The following is a 22,622-nucleotide window of genomic DNA, read 5'->3' as shown; positions in this document are numbered from 1 at the left end:
CTCCGGCCGGTTTCAGCCGGGTTATTTGTGCAGTACGTCGATAATGCGTTGTTTCACATAACGACCCGGAGCATCTTCAATAACCTCCAGGCCGGTGCCGGGCTGGCGGACGTCAACTTCTTCCATATTGCCCTGCTGCAGCACCCACTGTTGCCAGTCATTCCACCAGGAACCTTCGTTCTGGGTGGCATTGCGGTACCATTCGTTCGGGTCTTGCGGCAGGTTGTCATTGGTCCAGTAGCCGTATTTGTTCTGCGCCGGCGGATTCACCACCCCGGCAATATGGCCGGAGCCACCCAGTACAAAGCGGTTTTTACCGCCCATCAGCAGCGGTCCGGTATAGGTGGCCTGCCACAGGGCAATATGGTCCTGAGCGGTTGACAGGAAGTAAGTCGGCACGCTGATCTGGCGCAGGTCGAGCTTCACGCCATTCAGTTCAATACCGTCTTTTTCAATCAGCTTGTTGTACAGGTACATATTGCGCAGGTAGAACGAGTGCATGCGCGCCGGCAGGTTGGTGCTGTCGGTGTTCCAGTACAACAGGTCAAACGCCGCCGGGCGTTCGCCTTTCAGGTAGTTGTTGATAAAGAACGACCAGAACAGGTCATTTTCACGCAGGGTATTGAAGCTGAACGCCATTTGCCGGCCGTCGTAGAAGCCCAGCAGGTTCATTTGTTTTTCCAGCGCACTAATAGCAGTTTCGTTAATAAATACGCCGATTTCGCCCGGCTGCGAGAAGTCGGTTAAGGTGGCCAGGAAGGTAGCTGCTTTAATCGGTTCTTTCTTTTTCTTTTTCAGATACGCCAGCGTCGCCGCCAGCAGCGTACCGCCCAGGCAGTAGCCAATGGCGTTTACTTCTTTTTCACCGGTCGCTTTCTCAATGGCGGCGATGGCGTCCAGCGGCCCTTCCTGCATGTAATCCTCAAAGCCCTTATCACGCAGTGACGGGCCCGGGTTCACCCAGGAAATGCAGAACACGGTATGGCCCTGATCGACCAGCCACTTAATAAACGAGTTATTCTCGCGCATATCGAGAATGTAGAACTTATTAATAAAGGGCGGAATCACCAGCAGCGGCCGTTTAAAGGTTTTGGCCGTGCTTGGGGTGTACTGAATCAGCTGCATCAGGTCGTTCTGGTACACCACTTTACCGGGCGTGGTGGCCAGGTTACGGCCGACCTGGAAGGCGCTGGTATCGGTCATGGCTACGTTCAGCGCACCTTTCACGCTGTCATCCATGTCTTTCATCAGCTGCGCCATACCATCGAGCAGGTTTTTACCGCCGCTTTCCAGTGTTTTACGGATCACTTCCGGGTTCAGCGCCGCGAAGTTGGTGGGCGACAGTGCATTGATGTACTGACGCACAAAGTATTCGATTTTCTGCTTGGAATGATCGCTAAGGCCTTCGGTGCCTTTGATCATATTCATCAGGGTCTGGCCCTGCAGCAGGTACAGCTGCTTGATGTAGTCAAACAACGGGTTTTCATTCCATTGCTCGTCTTTAAAGCGTTTATCACCGGGTTCTGGTGTCGCTACCGGGGCAACCTCTTTACCCAGAAACTTTAAGGTCGCGGTCTGAAACAGCTGCTGTTGTTTTTTCAGCAGTTCCATCTGCGCTTCGGCCAGACGGGCCGGATTTTTCATCAGCTGCTCGCCCAGTTCCTGGAACGATTTGCTGAAGTCGCTTAATACGGAGGCAGCCGGGTCTTCGGCACTGGTGGGCTGACTGATGGCTTTCTGCAACAGATGGCCATATTGCTCGGCGACTTGTCCGGCCACTTCGTAGTAATCGCGGATGGCCGTTTCCATGCTTTCCTTGGGTACGTTCATGCTTCACCTGCACTCAACAACATTGGGCATGCGTTATTTTTACGCGCTCTATGTAAAAAAGGCCACCCGTGGGTGGCCTTACAAAGGTCTTACAGGATCAGGCTGATTTTTTGGCAGCAGCCGGCTTGGCAGCGGTAGTAGCAGTAGCAGCGGCAGTGCTGCGGGCTTCTTCCATCAGACCTTCAACCTGGGTTTTGAATTCCAGTGCCATGTCGGACAGAGCCTTGGCATCTTCCATCACTTTTTTGTTCAGTGCAGAAGCGGTTTCAGCCTGAGCAGCGGTGAAGTTACGCATGGAATCTGCGTCTTGTACTTCAGCCGCTTTTTTCATCTGTTCCATACCCATTTCGGCGTAGGTTTTGATGGCGTTGAGTTGGAATTCGGTCATTTTTTCCATGTTTTCTACAAACAGGCTGTTGAACTTGGACAGCGGTGCGTACATGGATTTAGCTTGTTCAGCGAATGCGTTCAGAATGTTCTCTTGCATGGTTTTGCTCCTTCAAACGTCTTATAGCAACAGGGGAGGCTTTATACTAAGCCATAGTTTCTTACACTAAAATGACACATTTGGCTCTGGCGCAGAAAAAGTTGATAAATATCAGGCTTTGTTCTGATTGGAATTTTTACCACGCTACAATTCCGCCAAAGCCCGGCCCGTTTTGACCTATTTTTATTTTTTATTGGTATTTTTATCGCCATTTCCTGACATAGCCGAGAACATCAGGTTCTGGAATTGGCTCATGGCATTCATGCTTTCTTTTACCAATGGCTGGTACAGGCTCATGGCATCATACCCCTCTTCACCCGCCTTCATTTTTTCCAGCATGGCATTAAACAATTCCTGCTGATATTCCTGTACATCCGGCAAACCCATCACCTGACGAAATTCTTCCGGCGTTAAATCAAACGTAATATTAATTTTCATTTTTTATTCTCTGCAGACATTAAAACGGAATCGCTATCCCGCAAACCGTACCACGCCACCAAGGCGCCGGCCAAGGCCAGCACACCGGCCCCCATAAATACACCAGCACCACCCAGTGGCTGCCACAGCCAGCCGCTCAGAAAGGCTCCCAGCGCCCCGCCCAACCCAAAGCCAACGCTGGCGTACAAGGCCTGGCCCCGGCTTTGCAACGCCGGTGGAAACAACTGCTGCACATAGCGCATAGATACTGCATGCATCACGGCAAAACTGAAGGCATGGCCCAGCTGCGCCAGCAGCAACAGCCACCAAACATCGGCCACAGTGCCCACCAGCCACCAGCGTATGGCGGTAATGATCAGGCTGATCACACACCACAGCCGCCAGCTGCACCAGTGCACCAGCCGCTGAAACGTCCAGAACAGCAGCACCTCAGCGCTGACACCAACCGACCACAACACTCCGATCAGCGACGATGGGTAGCCCTGTTGCTGCAGATAAATACTGAAAAAGGTGTAATACGGCCCGTGGCTTACCTGCAGCAGAATGGTCATCAGAATAAATACCTGCACCGGCCGGCTGCGTAACAACTGCCAGAAGGCCCCCGGTGCCGGACTCACCGCTTTGGGAGCAGCCCCATCGGGCAGACGGAAGCTGTTCAGGGTAATCACCGCAATCAGCACCACCATTAACAGCGGCAACCAGCCTACCGACACCTGCTCAAACAGCGCACCGGCGGCCAGCACGGTAACGACAAACCCCAGCGACCCCCACACCCGGATACGGCTGTAAGCGCCCACTTCGTTGGCACAGGCCTGCATGGTCATCAGTTCGTACTGTGGCAGCATGGCGGCCCAGAAAAAGCCGTACAGCATCATTACCACGCCCATCCCCAGCGGCGTATCGACCATGCCGATAAAAGCAAAGCACAGCAGCGTCAGCACCGCCGAGGTGCGCACCATCTGTAAGGGCGAACGAAAATAACGGCCCCAGTAGGCCCATAAGTTGGGTGCCACTACTCGCATCAGGCCAAAGGCGCCCATCAGCAGGCCGATTTGCTCGGGGTTGAAGTGTTTGTGTTGCAGAAACAAGCCCCAGTACGGGGCGATGCAGCCCAGCAGGGCAAAATAAAGGGCGTAAAAGGTGGCCAGCCGGCGGGTAAGGTACGTAGGCGCGATGTTGCTCATGGCCACCTTAGGTAAGGTAAAAGACGCTGGCCGGCAGGGTCAGGCTTACGCCTGACCGTTAATCACCGGAGTACTGCACTGCACATCGCCGTTCTGGCCACGGTGGCGCAGTAAGTGATCACACAGCACCATGGCCATCATGGCTTCAGCAATGGGTGTGGCACGGATACCCACGCACGGGTCATGGCGGCCCTTGGTAATCACTTCAATCGGGTTACCGTCAGAGTCGATGGAACGGCCTGGAATAATCAGGCTGGAGGTCGGTTTCAGCGCAATATGGGCAATGATGTCCTGACCGGTGGAAATACCGCCCAGAATGCCGCCGGCGTGGTTACTTAAAAAACCATCCGGGGTCATTTCATCGCGGTGTTCGGTGCCTTTTTGTTCCACACAGGCAAAGCCATCACCAATTTCCACGCCTTTTACCGCGTTAATGCTCATCAACGCGTGGGCCAGTTCAGCATCCAGACGGTCGAAAATCGGCTCACCCAGGCCCGGCATCAGGCCGGTGGCGACCACAGAAATTTTTGCCCCCACCGAGTTACCTTCTTTACGCAGGGCGTTCATGTAGGTTTCCATGGCTTCTACTTTGCTGGCATCCGGGCAGAAAAACGGATTCTGCTCAACCTGTTCCCAGTCAAACTGTTCAATTTTAATCGGCCCCAGCTGGCTTAAATAACCGCGCACCTGAATGCCTTTGGCGGCCAGCACTTTCTTAGCAATGCTGCCGGCGGCCACCCGCATAGCGGTTTCTCGGGCGGACGAACGACCACCGCCACGGTAATCGCGGAAACCGTATTTTTGCGTGTAGGCGTAATCGGCGTGGGCCGGCCGGAACGTCTTGGCAATGTCGGCGTAATCTTTGGAGCGCTGGTCGGTGTTTTCAATCAGCAGGCCGATCGGCGTGCCGGTGGTTTTGCCTTCAAACACGCCCGACAGGATTTTCACCACGTCGTCTTCACGGCGCTGCGTAGTGTAGCGGGAAGTACCCGGTTTACGGCGATCCAAGTCGCCTTGCAGGTCGGCCTCGCTCAGCTCAATGCCCGGCGGGCAACCATCCACAACAGCCACCAGCGCCAGGCCGTGGCTTTCGCCGGCGGTGGTAACGGTAAAACTTTTGCCAAAGGTATTTCCGGACATAATCAGTCTCTTATTTCAGGGCCGGTCAGGCGGCCATCAATTAATTCAGTCAATCGAATTCAGTCAATCGAACTCAGTAAATCTAAGTCACGCGCCTGCAGCACAAACACCCCATGGCCACCGCGTTCAAAGGTGGGCCATACAAAAGGCAGTTGCGGGTAAGCCTCGACCAGTGCCGGCCAGCTGTTGCCCACTTCCAGCACCAGCAGACCATCATCGGTCAGGTACTGGCGGGCTTCTTTTAACATGATGCGCACCAGATCCAGGCCATCATCCCCGGCGGCCAGCGCCAGCTCGGGTTCGTGCCGGTATTCCTCCGGCAGGCTGTGCATATCGTCGGCATCCACATAGGGTGGGTTCGACACAATCAGATCGTACTTACCACTGGCGGCACTGAACAGATCAGACTGCAGTGCGGTAACACGCTCCTGCAGCTCATGGCGGTGAATATTCTCTTCGGCCACTTCCAGCGCTTCGAAGGAAATATCCAGTAATTCCACTTCGGCCTGCGGAAACTGCACCGCACAGGCAATGCCAATGCAGCCACTGCCGGTGCATACATCCAGAATACGGCGCGGTGCCGGCTTACCACTGTGCAGGTCACCCTGCCACCAGGGGGCAAAATTCTGTTCAATCATCTGGCCAATGGGCGAGCGCGGAATCAGCACCCGCTCATCCACCACAAAGGGCAAATTGCAGAACCAGGCCACGCCGGTTAAATACGGTGCCGGTACCCGCTGTTCAATGCGCGCTACCACTAAGTCCAGAATGGCTTCCCGTTCACTGCGGGTTAAGCGCGAATGGCGCCACTCATCGGCCAGATTCCACGGCAGATGCAACGCATGGGTAACCAGCAGCAGGGCTTCATCCCAGGGGTTGTCGGTGCCGTGGCCAAAATAAATGCCGGCCTCATTCATCCGGCTGACCGTCCAGCGGATAAAATCCTGCATGGTCTGCAGCTCGTCGGCGGCCTGGCCAGCCTGGGCAAACAGATCAGGGGCGGTAGGATGGTCCATAACACACTCAACAGAATGAGAAGATTAAAAGCCCGGCAGTTTACCCGTTTTAACGCCGCCGGGCATCCGCTTTAGGTTGCTGGCCGGGTCAGGCCAAACGCTGCCCATACAGGCTGGAATGGCCGGCTTCAAAGGCGTCCAGGGCATCGTCGGCAATGCGCCGGCCCAGCCGGATCATTTCTTCGGCACGGTAAAATTCGTACATCTGGCAGCTGTCTTTCGGCACTTTAATCAGCAAATCGGGCGGGTAGCCGGCAATTTTATACTGGGTTAAGGCGCCGCCCATCACTTCCAGCACCTGATCCAGAATCTCCAGCTTGCCGAGGTTTTCCTCGGCCTGCCGGCGCGTCCCCTTACCCTCAAACCACTTACCGGCTTTATCCAGAAAACTGCTGAACCACTTATTTTTTTCCGCTGCCGCGTCTTCACTTTGTTGCAGCAAATCCATGGGCTGCGGCACATCGGCGTTAATATCCACCGCCATAATAAAATCGGCATGGGCCGATACGCAGGGGGTGATCGGCAGCGGGTTCAGCACCGCACCGTCCACCAGCAAACGACCGTTATAGGCCACCGGCGATAACAGGCTGGGAATGGCCGCCGATGCACGCACCGCCTGCGACAGCGACCCCGACTGAAACCACACCTCTTTATGGTTGGTTAAATCGGTGGCCACGGCCGTAAAAGGAATGGGTAAGTCTTCAATCAGCTGACCGTTCAGCATCTCACCGACAATATTAAAAATACGGTCACCACGGATCATGCCGCTGGATAACAGGCTGATATCCAGCAGTTTCAGCACATCCAGATACTTCAGCGCAACCACCCAATCACGATACTGCTGCAGCTTACCGGCGCAGTAAAAGCCCCCGACAACCGCCCCCATCGAGCTGCCCGACACCGTCACAATGTCATAGCCACGGGCTTCCAGTGCCTCAATAACCCCAATATGGGCGTAGCCCCGCGCACCACCACTGCCCAGGGCCAGAGCGACCGTTTTACTCATACGATTCTCCTTACACTCAACGGGCCGGCCAGAACACAAAACGCAACGCCGGCTGCACATCACTGCCGGCGGCTGCGGTTAAGGCGCCCTGGCCTTCAATATGCAATTCACGCTGACCATCAAAGGTCTGTACCCGCAGCTGGTCTGCCAACCGTTCCGAACAGGCCCGGTTGCGGTCCATATCGCTGCTGTCGTAACAATGCACCAGCAAATATAAGCGCGATTTTTCCGACACCGACAGCGACTTCAGGGTATTAACCAATGCCTCACTGGCTTCCGTATTTAACTGCTGATTATGCGTAACGAAGCCCGGCAACCAGCCATGGCTGCGGCTTAAGGTCTGGCGGATTCGGGCGGCCATATCGACCCCGCTCTGCACCGGATCGGTGGTGGTGAAAATATCCAGGTTCACCATTACCTGGCGCGTGCCACGCTGCATCACATACAGCACATACAGGGTTTTCTTATCGGAGCCGGCTTCCTGCTGCAGCGCCACCCGGTAGTGCTGGAATTGCTCGCGCCCGACCAGCCGCGCATTGCGGAAAATTTCATTGGCCCAGAAATGGCTGCTGCCGCAGTCCAGTGCTTTGCACTGGTACAGAATTTCCAGATCATCCAGCTGGCGGAAAAAATGGTCGGCCACTTCCGGCAGAGTAAAGCGCTGCTCCACCGCCCACACCCGCCGCCATAGCTCACCACTTAAACGCAATTCACGGGTCGGCACCGTGGTGGCCTGCGTCCGGGTCAGCCCGGAAATAACCACCCGATGATCGGTTAAGGTGCGCCGTTGTTCATCATCCAGTTGTGACTGCGGAAAGGGCTGAATGGTCTGCGCCTGCAAGACCCCGCTGCAGCCCACCAACCCCATCAGTACCAACATCCGTACAAGTATCCGCCCTATCATCTCATCCCCTTTCTGTTCAATGGCCAACCGCTGACGCGCAAGACTACCACAGCCCGGCGTGGTTCCGGCCCTGCCTTGCGCCATCAGGTCAGCCTGATACACTCCGCCAGCCTTTTGACTGATGGAAGCCTGTCTGTGTTAAGAATTGTCTGCCTGCTGTTAGTACTGCCTCTGGTCGCCTGCCAATGGCAAACCAAACCCACCAGCGCGGTAGAATTGCGCCCGTTAAGCACTGAAGAGCGGCAACAGCAGCAGGCGCTGGCGGAGCAATTATTTGAAGAGTATTACCAGTTTGAGCTGGAACAAAGCCCGGTGCTGCGCAGCCAGCTGGGCCTGCGTGGCCAGTTTGAATGGGACGACCTGAGCCAGGAAGCCCGCGACCAGCGCACCGCCTATTATCAGGAACTGCGCCAGCAGCTGCAGGCCATCCGCGAAGACGCGCTGGATGCCCCCACCTTAGCCAGCTACCGCACCTTATTAGCCCAGCTGGAACATGAATTACTGCTGCTGCCGTTTCAGCAGCACGGCTACGAATTCAGCCAGCTGCACGGCTGGCACACCGAAGTGGTCGATGTCTTAATCAACCACCACCCGGTCAGCAGCATTGCCGAAGTGCAGGACTACATCACCCGCCTGCAGGGCATTCCGGCTTTATTTAACCGCTGGCAGGAAAACATCAGCGCCGCCGAAGAACAGGGCATTGTGCCACCGGCCTTTGTGTTTGAGCCGGTACAGCAAAGCATTGCCGCCATTACCCGCGGCGTTCCCTTTGATAACCAGGGCGTCTCGCCGCTTTGGGCCGATTTCAGCCGCAAACTGGATGCCCTGCAGCTGTACCCATCCACCCGTGCCCTGCTGGAACGCCGTGCCCGCAGCGCCCTGCAACAGCAGGTATTACCCGCGTACAAACGCCTGCAAAAACAGCTGCAGGAACTGGCTCAGCGCGCCCCGGCGCATCAGTCGGCTGCCGATCTGCGCGACGGCCTGCGTTATTACCAGCTGCAGCTGGGCTGGTACAGCGACAGCAACGCCGATGCCAACCAGATTCATCAGCTGGGCTTAACCGAAGTCAGCCGTATTCAGCAGGAAATCCGCCAGCTGATGCCGGCACTGGGCTATACCGGCGAACGCCAGGACATCAGCGCCTTTTTCCGCTGGATGGAAGAGCGCAGCGAACGTTTCAGCAATGACGATCTGGGCCGCGATGCCTTTCTCGGCCTGCAGCGCACGCGCCTGCAACAACTGGCCGAACGCCTGCCCTGGTATTTCACCCAGCTGCCGCAAACCCCGCTGGCCATCCGCATGGTGGAAGACTACCGCCACAGCAACACCCCGGTGGCCTTTTACCAGCCGCCGTCACTGGATGGCAGCCGCCCGGGCCTGTATTACGTTAACCCCACCCGCCTGAACGACCTGCCGCGCTACCGGCTGGCGGCGCTGGCCTTCCACGAAGCCCTGCCCGGCCACCACCTGCAGATTTCCCTGGCGCAGGAAAACCAACAGCTGCCGGCTTTCCGCCGTATTCTGCACAGCCCCGCCTTTACCGAAGGCTGGGCGCTGTATGCGGAAAAACTGGCCGGCGAAATGGGCGTCTATGAAGGGCCACAGGAAGAATACGGCCGCTTAGTGCAGGAACTGTGGCGCGCCGTGCGCCTGGTACTGGATACCGGCCTGCACGCCAAAGGCTGGAGCCGCGAGCAGGCGCTGCAATACCAACTGGATAACACGCCCTTCTCACAGGCCGATACCGACGCCATGATCAGCCGCTATCTGGTGCTGCCAGGGCAGGCGGTGGCTTACAGCATGGGCGAACAGCGCTTATGGTCGATCCGCCGTGCCATGCAAAACCGCCTCGGCAGCCGCTTTGATCTGGCGCACTTCCACACCGCTCTGCTCAGCCAGGGCAGCATGCCGCTGGATGTACTGGAAGAGCAGATGAAACTCTGGGCCGGGCAACAGCGTTAAGGTAAACTCGCGCCCGGTTCCCCGCCCGGGCAGCCACAAGGTTTTCAGATTCAGCACTACAGGAAGCAGATCATGCGACTCAGCGACGGCGATATTGAACAACGGCTGGCCGACGGCAGCATTGTGATTGAACCCGCGCCCGCCAGCGACGACATCGCCGGCATCAGCGTTGACCTGCGCCTCGACCACCGCTTCCGGGTGTTTAACAACAACTCCGTTACCCACCTCGATTTATCCGGTGACCGCGCTCAGCTCGACCGCGACATTAACCGCATCATGAGCAAAGAAATCGAAATTGCCGAAGGTGACGCGCTGTTTATTCACCCTGGCGAACTGGTGCTGGGCGCCACCCTGGAAGCGGTAACCGTACCGGATGATCTGGTCGGCTGGCTGGATGGCCGCAGCTCGCTGGCACGGCTGGGCTTAATGGTGCACGTCACCGCCGGCCGCATTGATCCGGGCTGGCAAGGCCAGATCGTGCTGGAGTTCTACAACAACGGCAAACTGCCACTGGCGCTGCGCCCCGGCATGGTTATTTGCGCCATGTCGTTTGAAATGCTCAGCAGCCCGGCCAAGCGCCCGTATAACAAACGCGAAAACGCCAAGTATCGCGACCAGAAAGGTGCGGTGTTTTCCCGCATTGCCAAAGATTAAAAAATAAAATTCAGTAAAATCAAACAGATGCTTGACACCCCGGCAGGGGCTAAGGATAATGCGCGCACTTACTGATGTTCCCTGATAGCTCAGTCGGTAGAGCAGCGGACTGTTAATCCGTTGGTCGCTGGTTCAAGTCCAGCTCGGGGAGCCACTAATTCTAAAACCCAGTGCCAACAACACTGGGTTTTTTTATGCCTGGCAGGTGCTGATTTGTTATCCCGGTTATCGCAAAGTGCTTTTATCCGCCTACAGCAACGCGGTGAACTGGAACTGCTGTGCGTGCAGCATCCGCTGTTCAGCGCTGACCTGTTACTGCAGGGTGCGCAACTGCTCCGCTTTGCCCCTGCCGGTGACAGCAACTGGTTATGGCTGAGCGAGCAAGCGGCCTACCTGCAGGGGCAATCGGTGCGCGGCGGTATTCCGGTGTGCTGGCCCTGGTTCGGCAACGCCGCCATGAACCCGCCGGCCGTGCAGGCTCACCTGACGGATAGTAACGCAGCGCCCGCCCATGGTTTTGCCCGCGCCCGTCGCTGGGCGTTAAGCCACTGGTACGAAGCCGCCGACCGGGTCGAACTGACCCTGATGCTGGAAGATAACCGCCACCCGCTGTGGCAGGCCAATCTGCAGCCACAACTGCGGCTTATTTTTTCTGCCTATGCCCTGCAGCTGGAACTGACTACCCGCAACCAGGGTAGCGAAACCGCTACTTTCAGCCAGGCGCTGCATACGTATTTTCCCACTGCCGATATTAATGCCACCCGCGTACAAGGCCTGCACGACTGTCGTTACATCGACACGCTGGAACAATGGCAGGAGAAAACCCAGACCGGCGCTGTGGCTTTTCATGGTGAAACCGACCGCATTTATTACCCCAGCCAGCCAATACAACTGCACAGCCCGCAGCGGCGTTTAACCCTGCAGACCGAAGGCAGCCGGAGTGCGGTGGTATGGAACCCGTGGATTAACAAATCACTGACGCTCAGCCAGTTTGCTGCCGACGCCTGGCAACGGATGTTCTGCGTGGAAACCGCCAACGCCGCCGCCGATGCCGTTACCCTGGCACCGGGGGCAGAACACCGGCTGGTGTTGCGGTTAAGTCAGGATTAAAGACGTAAAAAGGGCTGAAAAATTCAGCAGTACTGCGCCACATCGACAATGGTGCGGCGCAGCCAGCGGTGCGCCGGATGATGCTGCACCAGCGGTGACCAGGCCATTTTCAGCTCGAAGGGCGGGATTTTAAACGGCGGCTCTTTCACCACCAGCGAGGCCGATTCAGCCTGCATATCCGCCACTTTGCGCGGCAGCGTAGCGACTAAGTCATTATTCAGCGCCAGCAACGCCGGCATCTGATAATGACGGGTAAAAACAGAGATTTTGCGCTTATGGCCAAGCTCAGCCAGCGCGTTATCCACCCAGCCAAGGCGGATCACCTTTTCCGGGTCAATGCCCACGCCCGCCCCCATACCGGTTTTACTCACCCAGATATGCTTGCTGACCAGATAGGCCGGTAAATCAAAATTACCGATGCCCGGATGGTCAGGGTTTACCAGGCACACAAAATCGTCCTGCCACAACGTGGTCTGATGGAACGACTGCGGCATTTCATCAAAGCGGTTAATGGCCATATCGACCTTGCCGGCTTCCACATCTTTAAAAGTCACGTCCGAGGGCGTCAATACGTCGAGAATAATATCCGGCGCGTCGGTCCGCAGGCGTTTTACCAGCTCGGGCACCAGCGTCGATTCCGCGTAATCGCTCACCATAATGCGGAACACACGATTACTGGTACGGGCATCAAACTCCTGCTGCGGCTGCAACGCCACCTCAAGCTCGCCTAACGCCTTACGGATAACCGGCTGTAATTCCCGCGCCCGTTCGGTGGCGGTCATACCATCGGAGGTGCGCACCAGCAACGGGTCGTTGAATAAATCGCGCAGCCGGCGCAAACCGTTGCTCATGGCGGGCTGGGTAATGCCCAGCTGCTGGGCGGCCTTAGTGACACTGCCTTCGCGCAGCAGCACATCCAGATACACCAATAAATTCAGGTCAATACGGTCGAGATTCACAGCAGGCACTCCGTAATATAGGCAGGCATTATCACAGCCTTTAAGGTATTCACCAAATAAATAGCCTATAGCCTGTCTGGTTTTTCAGCAAAAAAAAAACGGAGCCGAAGCTCCGTTTTCAGTGCCCTTACCGGCTTAGTTGAGATGCTCAACCCGGATACGGGTGATATTACCCACGGTGCTCGGCAGTGCCTCAATGGCAGCGATGGCCGCGTTCATCTGCTTTTCCACCACGGTGTGCGTCAGCAGAATAATCTGCGCCAGCGACTCACCAGCCTTGGGTTCTTTCTGAATAATGGCTTCAATATTAATGCCCTTCTCACTCAGAATGGTGGCAACGCCGGCCAGCACACCGGTACGGTCTTCCACTGGAATACGCAGGTAGTAACGGGTTTCCACCTCATCCATCGGCAGCACCTGTTCGTCCTGAATATCATTGAACGCCAGATGGTTCACGCTGGCCTGCGCCGGCGCATCAATCAGACGGGCCAGATCAATAATATCCGCCACCACGGCAGAAGCCGTCGGGCCGGCACCGGCGCCGGCGCCCACATACAGCGTGTTGCCCACCGCATCACCGTTCACCATCACGGCGTTCAGAACGCCATCGACGGTGGCAATCGGGCGTGCCACCGGAATCATGGTCGGGTGTACGCGCAGGTCGATGCCCTTGTCGGTACGACGGCTGACGCCCAGGTGTTTAATGCGGTACCCCAGCTCGGTGGCAAACTCCACATCTTCCGGAGTAATGCGGCTGATGCCTTCGGTGTAGCAACGCTCAAACTGCAGCGGAATACCGTAGGCAATGGACGACAGAATGGTCAGCTTGTGGGCGGCGTCGATACCTTCCACGTCGAAGGTCGGGTCGGCTTCCGCATAACCCAGCGCCTGTGCTTCGGCCAGTACGTCGGCGAAGTCGCGGCCTTTGTCGCGCATTTCGGTCAGAATAAAGTTACCGGTGCCGTTAATAATACCGGCCAGCCAGTTAATACGGTTGGCGGCCAGGCCTTCACGGATGGCTTTAATAATCGGGATACCACCGGCGACGGCGGCTTCGTACATCACGCTCACGCCTTTGGCTTCGGCGGCGGCGAAAATTTCTTTGCCGTGCACGGCAATCAGCGCTTTGTTGGCGGTCACCACGTGCTTACCGTTGGCAATTGCGCCCAGCACCACGTCTTTGGCGATGGTGTAACCACCGATCAGCTCCACCACGATATCGATGTCGGGGTTATTGATAACGTCGTTTACGTCGGTGGTAACGGCCACGTTACCGGTGTCGACCGCGGGGTTCGGATGACGGGTAGCCACCTGGGCAATAATAATGTCGCGACCCGCCCGGCGTGCGATGTCCTGAGCGTTACGGGTGAGCACATTAAAGGTGCCGCCACCCACTGTACCTAAACCACAGATACCTACTTTTACCGGTTTCAAGGCCGTCTCCTTTCAGATAGAGAATGGTTGAGTTTGCCGCACCATCCGGGCGCCAGACACAAAGGCCGGTATTCTACGCTAAGCCCGCGCCGATGCCCAATAGCGCGGAAGCCAAAGCCCTTACCCAACCACGGCCTGCCCCAGCAGCCACAGGCTGTTGATGGCCAGCAGCCACATCATGATGCGGAAAAACAGCTCGCCGTCGATTTTACGGCTGAGCCAGCGGCCAATCTGCACCCCCAGCCAGGCCAGCGGCAGCAACACCAGCAGCAACGGCGACAGGGTAAATTCCAGCAACCCCAGCGCGCCGTATGGCACCAGTTTAATAGCGTTCATACAGGCCACCGCCAGCGACACCTGGGCCAGAAAGCGTTCTTTATCCAGCCCCTGCAACAGGTAATAGGCCTGCAGTGGTGCGGCTCCGGCATGCGCCAGCGTGCTGCCAACCCCGGCAATCCCACCCAGACTGAATGCCGCCGTACCCTGCAGGTTAACGCCACGCCCGGCCAGCCAGGGCCAGCGCCGTTGCGCCAGCACCCAAAATCCCATCAGGCCGATTAACGCCTGAATACCTCGCTCGCTCACCACGCCCAGCAGCAAGCTGCCGAGCACAATGCCAATAACAATGCCCGGCAGCAGTGGCTTAAATAACGCCCAGGACAACTGCCGGCGAAACACCCGCAGGGTGAGTAAATCCATTAACAACAACACCGGCAGCAAAATACCAATGGCTTCAGCACCACCAATAAAAGGCGCCATCATCGGTACCGCCACCACGCCCACGCCGCCGGCGAAACCGGATTTGGCAATGCCGGTTAATAACACCCCCAGCATCGCCACCAGTACAAAGGTAATATCCAAGCCGATTCCTTAAACAATCAGGGCAAATCAAATAACAGCGCTTCCGCCTCGTCACTGCTTACCGCCCGCAACGCCGCCTCATCTTTAATGGCCACGCCATCGCCATCCTGCAGCACCAGGGTTTGCTCACCGGCGCTCAGGCTTAATGGCCCGCGAATGCAGTGCACATAATAAGTACGTTGCGCATCCAGCGGCTGCTCAGCGGCTTCACTGTGCAAGCGGATATGCAACAGGCGCGCATCCTGCCGGATTTTCAACGTGCCGTCACGACCGTCCGGGGTAATCACCGGCTGAATGGCCTGAGTACGTTCAAAGCGTTTTTGCTGATAACCCGGCTCGGTGTTTTTCTCATTGGGCTGAATCCAGATCTGCAGAAAATGCAGGCCATCGCGCTCCGACGGATTAAATTCGCTGTGCGTTACCCCCCGTCCGGCCGACATCAGCTGAAACTCGCCCGCCGGCAAATGCGCCACGTTCCCCATGGAATCACGGTGGGCAATGGTGCCGTCCAGCACAAAACTGATGATCTCCATATTGCTGTGGCCGTGGGTGCCAAAGCCGGCGCCCGGTTCCACGCGGTCGTCATTAATCACCCGCAAAGCGGAAACGCCCATAAAGCGCGGGTCATAATATTCCCCGAACGAAAACGTATGGGCACTTTTCAGCCAGCCAAAGTGGGCCCGGCCACGATCCTGGGCGGCGCGTAAAATCATCATCTGCAGTGTTCCTCTGTTAACTATTGGTGTACAGACAACCGGCAAAGGCTGTGAAATACTGCGCGGCTTGTCACTTAAGCTTGCCGGTGCCCTGCCGTGTCGTCCCCTGCTGTTGCCCATCAGGCGCAATTATTGCGCGCCGATTTAATTTTATTGCTGGTCACCGTATTGGCGGCGGTCAGCTGGATGTTTTCCAAAGAAGCGCTGGCCGAATTTCCGCCGCTGCTGTTTATGGCCTGCCGCTTTACCCTGGCCGGGCTTATTCTGGCCATTCCCGGTCGCCGCGCCCTGCGCCGCTTAAAAGCCGAAGAATGGCGCGCCTCGGCCAAAGTGGGCGTGCTGTTCGGGGTGGCCATGAGCTTCTGGATTATGGGCCTGTTCAACGCTCACACCCTCGGCGAAGGCGCTTTTATTACCAGCCTGGCGGTGGTGCTGGTGCCGCTGCTCAGCTGGTTAATCTTTCGCGAACCGCCGGCCCGGGCCATGTTTCTGGCGTTACCGCTGGCCATTGGCGGACTGGCGTTGCTGTCATTACGCCAGGGATTTAACCCCGACCCCGGCCAGATCTTTTTCTTTATTTCCGCCCTGCTGCTGTCGCTTACCTTTATTCTGAACGGCCGCGCCGCGGCGCGCATTTCCGCCCTCGCTCTCAGCGCTATTCAGTTGGTGCTGGTTGGCATCGTGGCCTTCAGCGCCTCCGTGGTGCTGGAGAGCTGGCCCGCCACGTTTACCCCGACCATGTGGCTGTGGTTATGGCTGAGCGTTATTGTTGGCACCGCCGCCCGATTTTTACTGCAAACCTACGCCCAGGGCTTAGCATCCCCCAGCCATGCCGCCGTCATTATGATTCTGGAACCGGTCTGGACTGCGGTATTCGCCGCCTTCTGGTTCGACGAACGCATGGCCATTGCACAAATCGCGGGCTGCGGCCTTATTCTGCTGGCCTTACTGGTAAACCGCTGGAGCGTGGTAAAAGACTGGTTCCGCCGTTAATGGGGTGCAGTTTAAATCGCCCGGTGTTATAAAAAAGCGCATAATTTCGCCATAACTGTTCGATTACAACGAAAGAAACACCCAAAGAAAAACCGGCGCAAATCTCAGCACCACAAGGAGCGGCAATGAAAACCACCCTGGAACAATGGCGTATGTTCAGAGCCGTGGTCGAGCACGGCGGCTACGCCCAAGCGGCCGAGGCCATCTTCAAAAGCCAGTCCACCATAAGCTACGGCGTACACAAACTGCAGGAACAGCTGGGCGTACAACTGCTGGAAGTGGAAGGCCGCAAAGCCGTGCTGACCGAACATGGCCGCATTTTGCTGCAACGCGCCAACCAGCTGCTGGACCAGGCCGAAAATCTCGACGCCATTGCCAGCTCGCTCAGCAGCGGCATTGAAGCCAAAGTGCGACTGGCGCTGGACATGATTTACCCTTACGACCAGCTGTTCGACGTACTGGAAGAGTTTTCCCGCCGCTTTCCCGACACCCGTATCGAGCTGGAAGAATACGTACTGAGTGGCGGCATCGACATGCTGGAAGAAGGCAGTATTGACCTGCTGATAAGCCCCACCGTGCCCAAAGGCTGGCATGGCCAGCATATTGAACGGGCGCGCTTTTTGCCGGTTACCACCCCCGACCATCCGCTGCAGCAACTGGGCCGCGACGTCACCTACGACGATCTGACCCAACACCGCCAGGTGGTACTGCGCGACTCCAGCCGCAAACAACGCACCGATGCCGGCTGGCTGGGCGCGCACCAGCGCTGGACCGTAACCCACAGCAGCACCAGCCTGAACATTGTGCGGCGCGGGCTGGGCTTTGCCTGGATACCGGAACACTGGATTGCCACCGACCTGCAACGCGGCACGCTGAAAGTTATTCCTCTGACCCCGGACGGCACCCGTTACGTGGATTTACACCTGATCGAAGCCCACCCCGACAGCGCCGGCCCCGCCACCCGCGAACTGGCGCAGTTACTGAGCAGCCGCTAAGGGTAAGCGACTTGTGCGGTTTGATCATTGCCCTGTCGGTTTGGGTTTGCCATCATGCCAGCCATAACAAACCAGACTGAGAATCCGCATGTATCAGGACATTCACTACCAGCAGGAAGACGGCATCGCCGTTATTACCATTAACCGCCCGAAAGTGCTGAACGCCATCCGTCGCCAAACGTATTACGACATCATCGACGCGCTGCACAAAAGCAACGCCGACGACGCGGTAAACGTAATAGTAATGACCGGCGCCGAAGGCCGTTTCAGTGCCGGTAATGACCTCAGCGACCTTCTGCCGGGCGCCGACCTGCAAGCCCTGAATCAATGCGTGATTGATATTTTTGACGCTCTGGCCGGGTTGGATAAACCGCTGATTCTGGCCCAGGAAGGCGTGGCCATTGGCATTGCCTGCAACATGCTGCTGCACGCCGACATCGCCTACGCCGGCAACAGCATCCGCTACAGCCTGCCGTTCGCCAAAATCGGCGTCACCTCTGAAGGCGCCTGCTCGGTGCTGTTAAGCGAAGCCATTGGCCCCAAACACGCCAACGAACTGCTGTACACCGGCCGCTTCTTCACCGCTGCTGAAGCGGAAAAATGGGGCTTAATCAACGCTGCTGTCGAAGATGGTAAAGCACTGGAAACCGCCATGAACACCGCCCGCGAACTGGTAAAAAACTCGCAGGGTTCTATTCGTGCCATTAAAAAACTGGCCAAAGCCGAAGGGCACCACGAACGCGTTAACCGCGCGGTCAAAGCTGAGCTGGCGTTATTTACCGACCTGCTGCGCACGCCGGAAACCCAGGCGCGCATTACCCACGTGCTGAAAGGCGGCAAGTAAAGTTCAGCACGGAGTGCTGAATGCCAGACGAACGGACGGGAGCAAACGGGGCCATCTATTGCACCACCCAATAAATATTGGTTAGATGTGCCCCCTAAAAAGAGCAGCAATCCGCCGTACATCACATATAGCGTTACTGCGTGTGCTCATAAGGACGCATAAAAAATAAAATGATCATCCTCGTAAACTCCAAAGTGACCGGAAGCAGCATTCAGGCGTCACTCGGCAAAGCAGAATACAGCTATTACTTTCTACTGAAGCTTTTTATGCCGGCATTGCAGCAAATTGGACAGGTCATTGAAGTGTCCTCGGTTGCTGAAGTAGACCCGCTGTTCGCACAGCACAGAGATGCTGGCGAACAGGTTATATTCCTGAGCATCAGTCCTCCGCAACAAACCCCAACCGACCTGCAGTGCCCAACGGTATGCCTGTTCGCCTGGGAGTTTCCCGATACGCCGAACAAGGCCTGGGAAAATAATCCCGCTAACGACTGGCACTATGTGTTCAGCCGCATTGCCGGCGCTATTGCTTGTAGCGAGGAGTCTGCTCAAGCGGTGCGCAACCTTATGGGGGAGGACTACCCAGTAATAGCCTTACCGGCACCGGTTTGGCCGCAGTTTCAGAATCTGCACCCTGCCGAAGGCTGGCTGCCCATACAAGCTGAACGAGTATTCTCACTCAGCGGCCATATTATCGACAGCCCGCTGTTGGGTTTATCGGCCGATGGCCTGGTACAGCATATGCACCGCCCTGTGGCTCAAACCAGCCAAGCAGTAAAACCCACTGCCGAGCCCAGTGCGTTAAGAAAAAGCTACCGGCTATTGCGCAGCTGGCGACAAGCTTTGCGCCAGCGTAGCCAGGCCATCGCAGCCAACGCAACAGAAGAAAATCAGCCGGCGCCGAATCAGGCCGGTCTTCAACCCGTCGATAACTGTCAGCTGTCCCTTAACGGTGTGGTTTTTTGCAGCATGTTCAGCCCGGTTGATGGGCGAAAAAACTGGACCGACATTGTCACTGCGTTTTGCTGGGCATTTCGTGACACCCCAGATGCCACCCTGATTCTGAAGATGACACATCATGATCTGGAGTCTTACCGGATATTCCTGCTAACCATGCTGTCACGTCTGGCCCCTTTCCAATGCCGGGTTGTGGCGTTGCACGGCTATCTGGATGATGAACAGTACCGTAACCTGATTCAGGTAACAGACTTCTACGTAAATGCATCAACCGGCGAAGGTTTGTGTCTGCCATTAATGGAATTCCTGTCGGCCGGCAAGCCCGCCCTGGCCCCAAAGCATACCGCCATGCTGGATTATCTGAATGAAGATATTGCCTGTGTTGTGAAAAGCTCGGAAGAACCAGCTTGCTGGTCACACGACCCCGCCGGAACGTTATGCAGCCGCCGTCACCGTATTAACTGGCAATCGCTAATGGAAGGGTACCGTCACTGTTACCAGATGGCTCAGACTCAACCCGAGGAATACCAACACATGTCCCATCGCGCCTGGACAGAAATGCAAACATTTTCAGACCTGCCCACAGTGGTAACGGCATTACAGAATCTGTTCAACGGGTGCAAAAAATGAAGTTTATTGTCTATTCAGCAATGAACGCTGAAACCGTAGTACAAAACTTCGGCGAGCCAGAATACAGCTACTATTTTGTACTGCGGGAGTTCCTGCCACTACTGAACAAACTGGGTGAGGTAGTGACAGTACAAGACCCGGCCACGGAAGTAGACCCACTGTACCAGAAGGCACAAGCAGCCGGACAAAACTGTGTATTTTTAAGTTTTTCGCCTCCACACCTCACCTGCCTTGGCTTGCAGTGCCCAACCATTCCGGTATTCGCCTGGGAATTTTCCACCATGCCCAATGAAGCCTGGTGGGCAGACAGACCAGAACATAATTGGCAGTGGTGCCTGCAACAATGTGCCGGCGCTATTGTCCACTCTCGTCAAAGTGCCGATATTGTAACTCAAATGATGGGGCCGGATTTCCCTGTTATTGATATTCCGGCACCGCTCTGGGATCGCATGGAAAATACCCGCAACCGCGCAACCATGGCAGACAACCAGCCTATTGAGCTGCAACGCGGCATTATCTTTGACAGTCACGATCCGGACTTCACCCGCTGGCTGCCAACCGAAGAAGATATTATCCGCGCCGTTGCTGAAGCACGGGGACAAATTACGGTTGATCTCAATCGCGGCTTTCAGCGCACACCAAAAAGCGCCAAACGCATAACACTGGAACATATAATTGCCTGGTATCAGCAAGTACTAGCCCCCATATTGCCCAAATGGATGCGCAAAACACCTGACCATTGGGCACAACGTGCCAACCCGTGGGAGCCAGGCCATTGCCAACTAACGCTTAGCGGTGTGGTGTTTACCAGCTTGTTTAACCCGCGTGACGGACGTAAAAACTGGCTGGATATGCTCACCGCCTTTTGCCATACATTCAAAGATGAACCCAATGCCACATTGGTTTTCAAACTGGGGCACCGCGACCATCGGCAAGCGTTGCATGATGTATTAATGGCCTTCCCAAGACTGGAACCATACCGTTGCCGTGTTGTACTGCTGCACGGTTTTTTGGATAACAATGCCTACCAAAGCCTACTGCAGCAAAGCCACTTTACCGTTAATGCCTCGTACGGCGAAGGCCAATGCCTGCCTCTAATGGAATATTTATCCTGCGGCAAACCGGCGGTTGCGCCCTGCCATTCTGCCCTGGCCGACTACATTAATAACGACATTGCCTTCGTTATTGACAGCTGGGCCGATGCCACCACATGGCCACACGATCCACGGGTTGCCTACCGTACCCTGCGCCAGCAAATTGATTGGACATCGCTATGCAAGGCCTATCGTGATGCCTATGAATGCTTCTGTGCGGATCAGCAAAAATATCAGCAAATGAGCAACGCAGCCATACAGCAAATGCAGCAGCATTGTTCAATAGACATCGCTGAAAATCGGCTGAACAAACTGGTACAACAAATCATTAACGAGACATTCCCCGTATGATTCCAACATGGCTACAGGTTCCCTCATTAGCAGAATGGGAAAAGAAGAAGTTAAACCCAGAATTTTCTGACTCCCGCGATGTTGGTTTGAAAGATGCAGTCAGAGCAGGCTGGTACCAGAACGATCAGAACGAACTATTCCGTGGTTTTCCGATCAGTGCTGGAGATACCGTAGTGGATGTAGGCTGCGGCGCCGGTGGTGCCACCTTATTTTGCGCCAGAACCGGAGCACACGTTGTTTACTGTGATATCGGTCAGGACAGCATTGATAGGCTTACCGAAAAAGTAAAAGAAACACCAGCCCGTAGCCACCAGGGCGTTGTAACCAATTGCATGCCCCTGCCACTGGAAAGCAATCTTGCCACCCGGGTTATCTCCATGGAAATGCTTGAGCATGTAGACGATCCGGCGGCTGTTATGGCGGAACTGGCGCGTATTGGCAAACCAGGCGCCCTCTATCTGATTTCGGTTCCTGATGCAGCATCAGAAAACCTGCAAAAACCTTTTGCGCCACCAGAATATTTTCAGAAACCCAATCACATTCATATTTTTAGTAAAGAAAAACTGGCCAATCTGGTGACAGAGGCTGGCCTTGAGGTTATAGACCATACAGGCTATGGATTTTTCTGGAATATTTGGATCTGCCTGTTGTGGGCTTGTGATAAAGCAGCAAAAACACCTGCCAGAGAAACCTCTCACAACGGTGTTCAACCGCCTTTTTATCCGATCCTAGATGACTGGGCTTCAATATGGGATCGCCTCATTAGCCTTCCTGAAGCAGAACCCATCCGAAAAGCGCTGGATGAGGCATTACCCAAAAGCCAGATCGTTATCGCCCGAAAGCCATAATCGAGCCACTTAATGAACAAGTTCCAAGCAATAGTTTATTCTGGCATTACTTACTTACAGCCACTATCTTAATTATCGTTTCCAGTGAGCTTAACTATCGGTTTATTGAAATGCCATTGCGCAAGCGTGGCGCCCGCATAGCGGAGCGTTTTGAGAACCAAGACCAGAAAATTAAACCATCAACATCCGAATATAAAATCATTCAAA

At 55.8% G+C, this 22,622-nt stretch carries 21 protein-coding genes and 1 tRNA gene; 10 read left to right on the top strand and 12 right to left on the bottom strand.

The window, feature by feature from the left end; genetic code table 11:
• Window positions 1–21: 21 nt before the first annotated feature.
• The 8 genes from GJQ55_RS04345 to GJQ55_RS04310 form a co-directional block, all read right to left on the bottom strand.
• Window positions 22–1,830, bottom strand: a complete 1,809-nt coding sequence (locus GJQ55_RS04345; RefSeq protein ID WP_228346291.1) for a PHA/PHB synthase family protein — start codon at window positions 1,828–1,830, stop codon at window positions 22–24.
• Between the two features lie 97 nt (window positions 1,831–1,927).
• Window positions 1,928–2,317, bottom strand: coding sequence for a phasin family protein (locus GJQ55_RS04340; protein WP_228346290.1), 390 nt, complete (start codon window positions 2,315–2,317; stop codon window positions 1,928–1,930).
• 183 nt (window positions 2,318–2,500) lie between these two features.
• Window positions 2,501–2,755: a hypothetical protein gene (locus GJQ55_RS04335; protein WP_228346289.1), complete on the bottom strand. Its 255-nt coding sequence runs from the start codon at window positions 2,753–2,755 to the stop codon at window positions 2,501–2,503.
• Window positions 2,752–3,939, bottom strand: coding sequence for an MFS transporter (locus GJQ55_RS04330; RefSeq protein ID WP_228346288.1), 1,188 nt, complete (start codon window positions 3,937–3,939; stop codon window positions 2,752–2,754). The genes GJQ55_RS04335 and GJQ55_RS04330 overlap by 4 nt, the downstream gene beginning before the upstream one ends.
• 45 nt (window positions 3,940–3,984) lie before the next feature.
• Window positions 3,985–5,079: a chorismate synthase gene (gene aroC, locus GJQ55_RS04325; protein ID WP_228346287.1), complete on the bottom strand. Its 1,095-nt coding sequence runs from the start codon at window positions 5,077–5,079 to the stop codon at window positions 3,985–3,987.
• Window positions 5,080–5,138: 59 nt separating this feature from the next.
• Window positions 5,139–6,095: a 50S ribosomal protein L3 N(5)-glutamine methyltransferase gene (gene prmB, locus GJQ55_RS04320; RefSeq protein WP_228346286.1), complete on the bottom strand. Its 957-nt coding sequence runs from the start codon at window positions 6,093–6,095 to the stop codon at window positions 5,139–5,141.
• 88 nt (window positions 6,096–6,183) lie between these two features.
• On the bottom strand, window positions 6,184–7,101 hold the full coding sequence (locus GJQ55_RS04315; protein ID WP_228346285.1) for a patatin-like phospholipase family protein: 918 nt from the start codon (window positions 7,099–7,101) through the stop codon (window positions 6,184–6,186).
• A 16-nt stretch (window positions 7,102–7,117) separates the two neighbouring features.
• Window positions 7,118–7,981, bottom strand: coding sequence for a DUF4892 domain-containing protein (locus tag GJQ55_RS04310; protein ID WP_228346284.1), 864 nt, complete (start codon window positions 7,979–7,981; stop codon window positions 7,118–7,120).
• Window positions 7,982–8,140: 159 nt separating this feature from the next.
• On the opposite strand from GJQ55_RS04310, the gene GJQ55_RS04305 reads away from it, so the two are divergent.
• From GJQ55_RS04305 to GJQ55_RS04290, 4 genes are all read left to right on the top strand, one after another.
• Complete coding sequence (locus GJQ55_RS04305) at window positions 8,141–9,970, top strand: DUF885 domain-containing protein (RefSeq protein WP_228346283.1); 1,830 nt, start codon at window positions 8,141–8,143, stop codon at window positions 9,968–9,970.
• A gap of 72 nt (window positions 9,971–10,042) precedes the next feature.
• Entirely contained in the window at window positions 10,043–10,624 is a 582-nt protein-coding gene (gene dcd / locus GJQ55_RS04300; RefSeq protein WP_228346282.1) for a dCTP deaminase, read from the top strand.
• A 78-nt stretch (window positions 10,625–10,702) separates the two neighbouring features.
• Window positions 10,703–10,778: transfer RNA gene (locus GJQ55_RS04295), tRNA-Asn, on the top strand.
• 59 nt (window positions 10,779–10,837) lie between these two features.
• Window positions 10,838–11,734 (top strand): D-hexose-6-phosphate mutarotase, encoded by an 897-nt coding sequence (locus GJQ55_RS04290; RefSeq protein WP_228346281.1) that lies wholly within the window; start codon window positions 10,838–10,840, stop codon window positions 11,732–11,734.
• Window positions 11,735–11,757: 23 nt separating this feature from the next.
• On the opposite strand, the gene GJQ55_RS04285 is transcribed toward GJQ55_RS04290, so the two are convergent.
• From GJQ55_RS04285 to GJQ55_RS04270, 4 genes are all read right to left on the bottom strand, one after another.
• Entirely contained in the window at window positions 11,758–12,693 is a 936-nt protein-coding gene (locus GJQ55_RS04285) for a LysR family transcriptional regulator (RefSeq protein WP_228346280.1), read from the bottom strand.
• Between the two features lie 135 nt (window positions 12,694–12,828).
• On the bottom strand, window positions 12,829–14,127 hold the full coding sequence (locus tag GJQ55_RS04280) for a homoserine dehydrogenase (protein WP_228346279.1): 1,299 nt from the start codon (window positions 14,125–14,127) through the stop codon (window positions 12,829–12,831).
• A gap of 120 nt (window positions 14,128–14,247) precedes the next feature.
• On the bottom strand, window positions 14,248–14,988 hold the full coding sequence (locus tag GJQ55_RS04275) for a sulfite exporter TauE/SafE family protein (RefSeq protein WP_228346278.1): 741 nt from the start codon (window positions 14,986–14,988) through the stop codon (window positions 14,248–14,250).
• Between the two features lie 17 nt (window positions 14,989–15,005).
• Window positions 15,006–15,704, bottom strand: a complete 699-nt coding sequence (locus GJQ55_RS04270) for a pirin family protein (RefSeq protein ID WP_228346277.1) — start codon at window positions 15,702–15,704, stop codon at window positions 15,006–15,008.
• Between the two features lie 96 nt (window positions 15,705–15,800).
• Between GJQ55_RS04270 and GJQ55_RS04265 the strand changes: the two genes are divergently transcribed.
• The 6 genes from GJQ55_RS04265 to GJQ55_RS04240 all read left to right on the top strand — a co-directional run bounded on the left by GJQ55_RS04265 (window position 15,801) and on the right by GJQ55_RS04240 (window position 22,415).
• Window positions 15,801–16,697, top strand: coding sequence for a DMT family transporter (locus tag GJQ55_RS04265; protein WP_228346276.1), 897 nt, complete (start codon window positions 15,801–15,803; stop codon window positions 16,695–16,697).
• A gap of 125 nt (window positions 16,698–16,822) precedes the next feature.
• Window positions 16,823–17,692: a LysR family transcriptional regulator gene (locus GJQ55_RS04260; RefSeq protein WP_228346275.1), complete on the top strand. Its 870-nt coding sequence runs from the start codon at window positions 16,823–16,825 to the stop codon at window positions 17,690–17,692.
• A gap of 88 nt (window positions 17,693–17,780) precedes the next feature.
• Window positions 17,781–18,536, top strand: a complete 756-nt coding sequence (locus tag GJQ55_RS04255; protein ID WP_228346274.1) for an enoyl-CoA hydratase/isomerase family protein — start codon at window positions 17,781–17,783, stop codon at window positions 18,534–18,536.
• A gap of 170 nt (window positions 18,537–18,706) precedes the next feature.
• Window positions 18,707–20,122 carry a glycosyltransferase gene (locus GJQ55_RS04250; protein ID WP_228346273.1) on the top strand — a complete coding sequence of 472 codons (1,416 nt, stop codon included), beginning with the start codon at window positions 18,707–18,709 and terminating at the stop codon, window positions 20,120–20,122.
• Window positions 20,119–21,567, top strand: coding sequence for a glycosyltransferase (locus GJQ55_RS04245; protein ID WP_228346272.1), 1,449 nt, complete (start codon window positions 20,119–20,121; stop codon window positions 21,565–21,567). Before GJQ55_RS04250 ends, GJQ55_RS04245 begins: the two co-directional genes overlap by 4 nt.
• Window positions 21,564–22,415 carry a class I SAM-dependent methyltransferase gene (locus GJQ55_RS04240; protein ID WP_228346271.1) on the top strand — a complete coding sequence of 284 codons (852 nt, stop codon included), beginning with the start codon at window positions 21,564–21,566 and terminating at the stop codon, window positions 22,413–22,415. Before GJQ55_RS04245 ends, GJQ55_RS04240 begins: the two co-directional genes overlap by 4 nt.
• Window positions 22,416–22,622: the final 207 nt, after the last annotated feature.

It is taken from the genome of Venatoribacter cucullus (assembly GCF_016132445.1).
GTDB classification, from domain to species: domain Bacteria; phylum Pseudomonadota; class Gammaproteobacteria; order Pseudomonadales; family Oceanobacteraceae; genus Venatoribacter; species Venatoribacter cucullus.
Note: the sequence above shows the minus strand (reverse complement) of the source record. Positions and strands in the feature narration are given on the sequence as shown.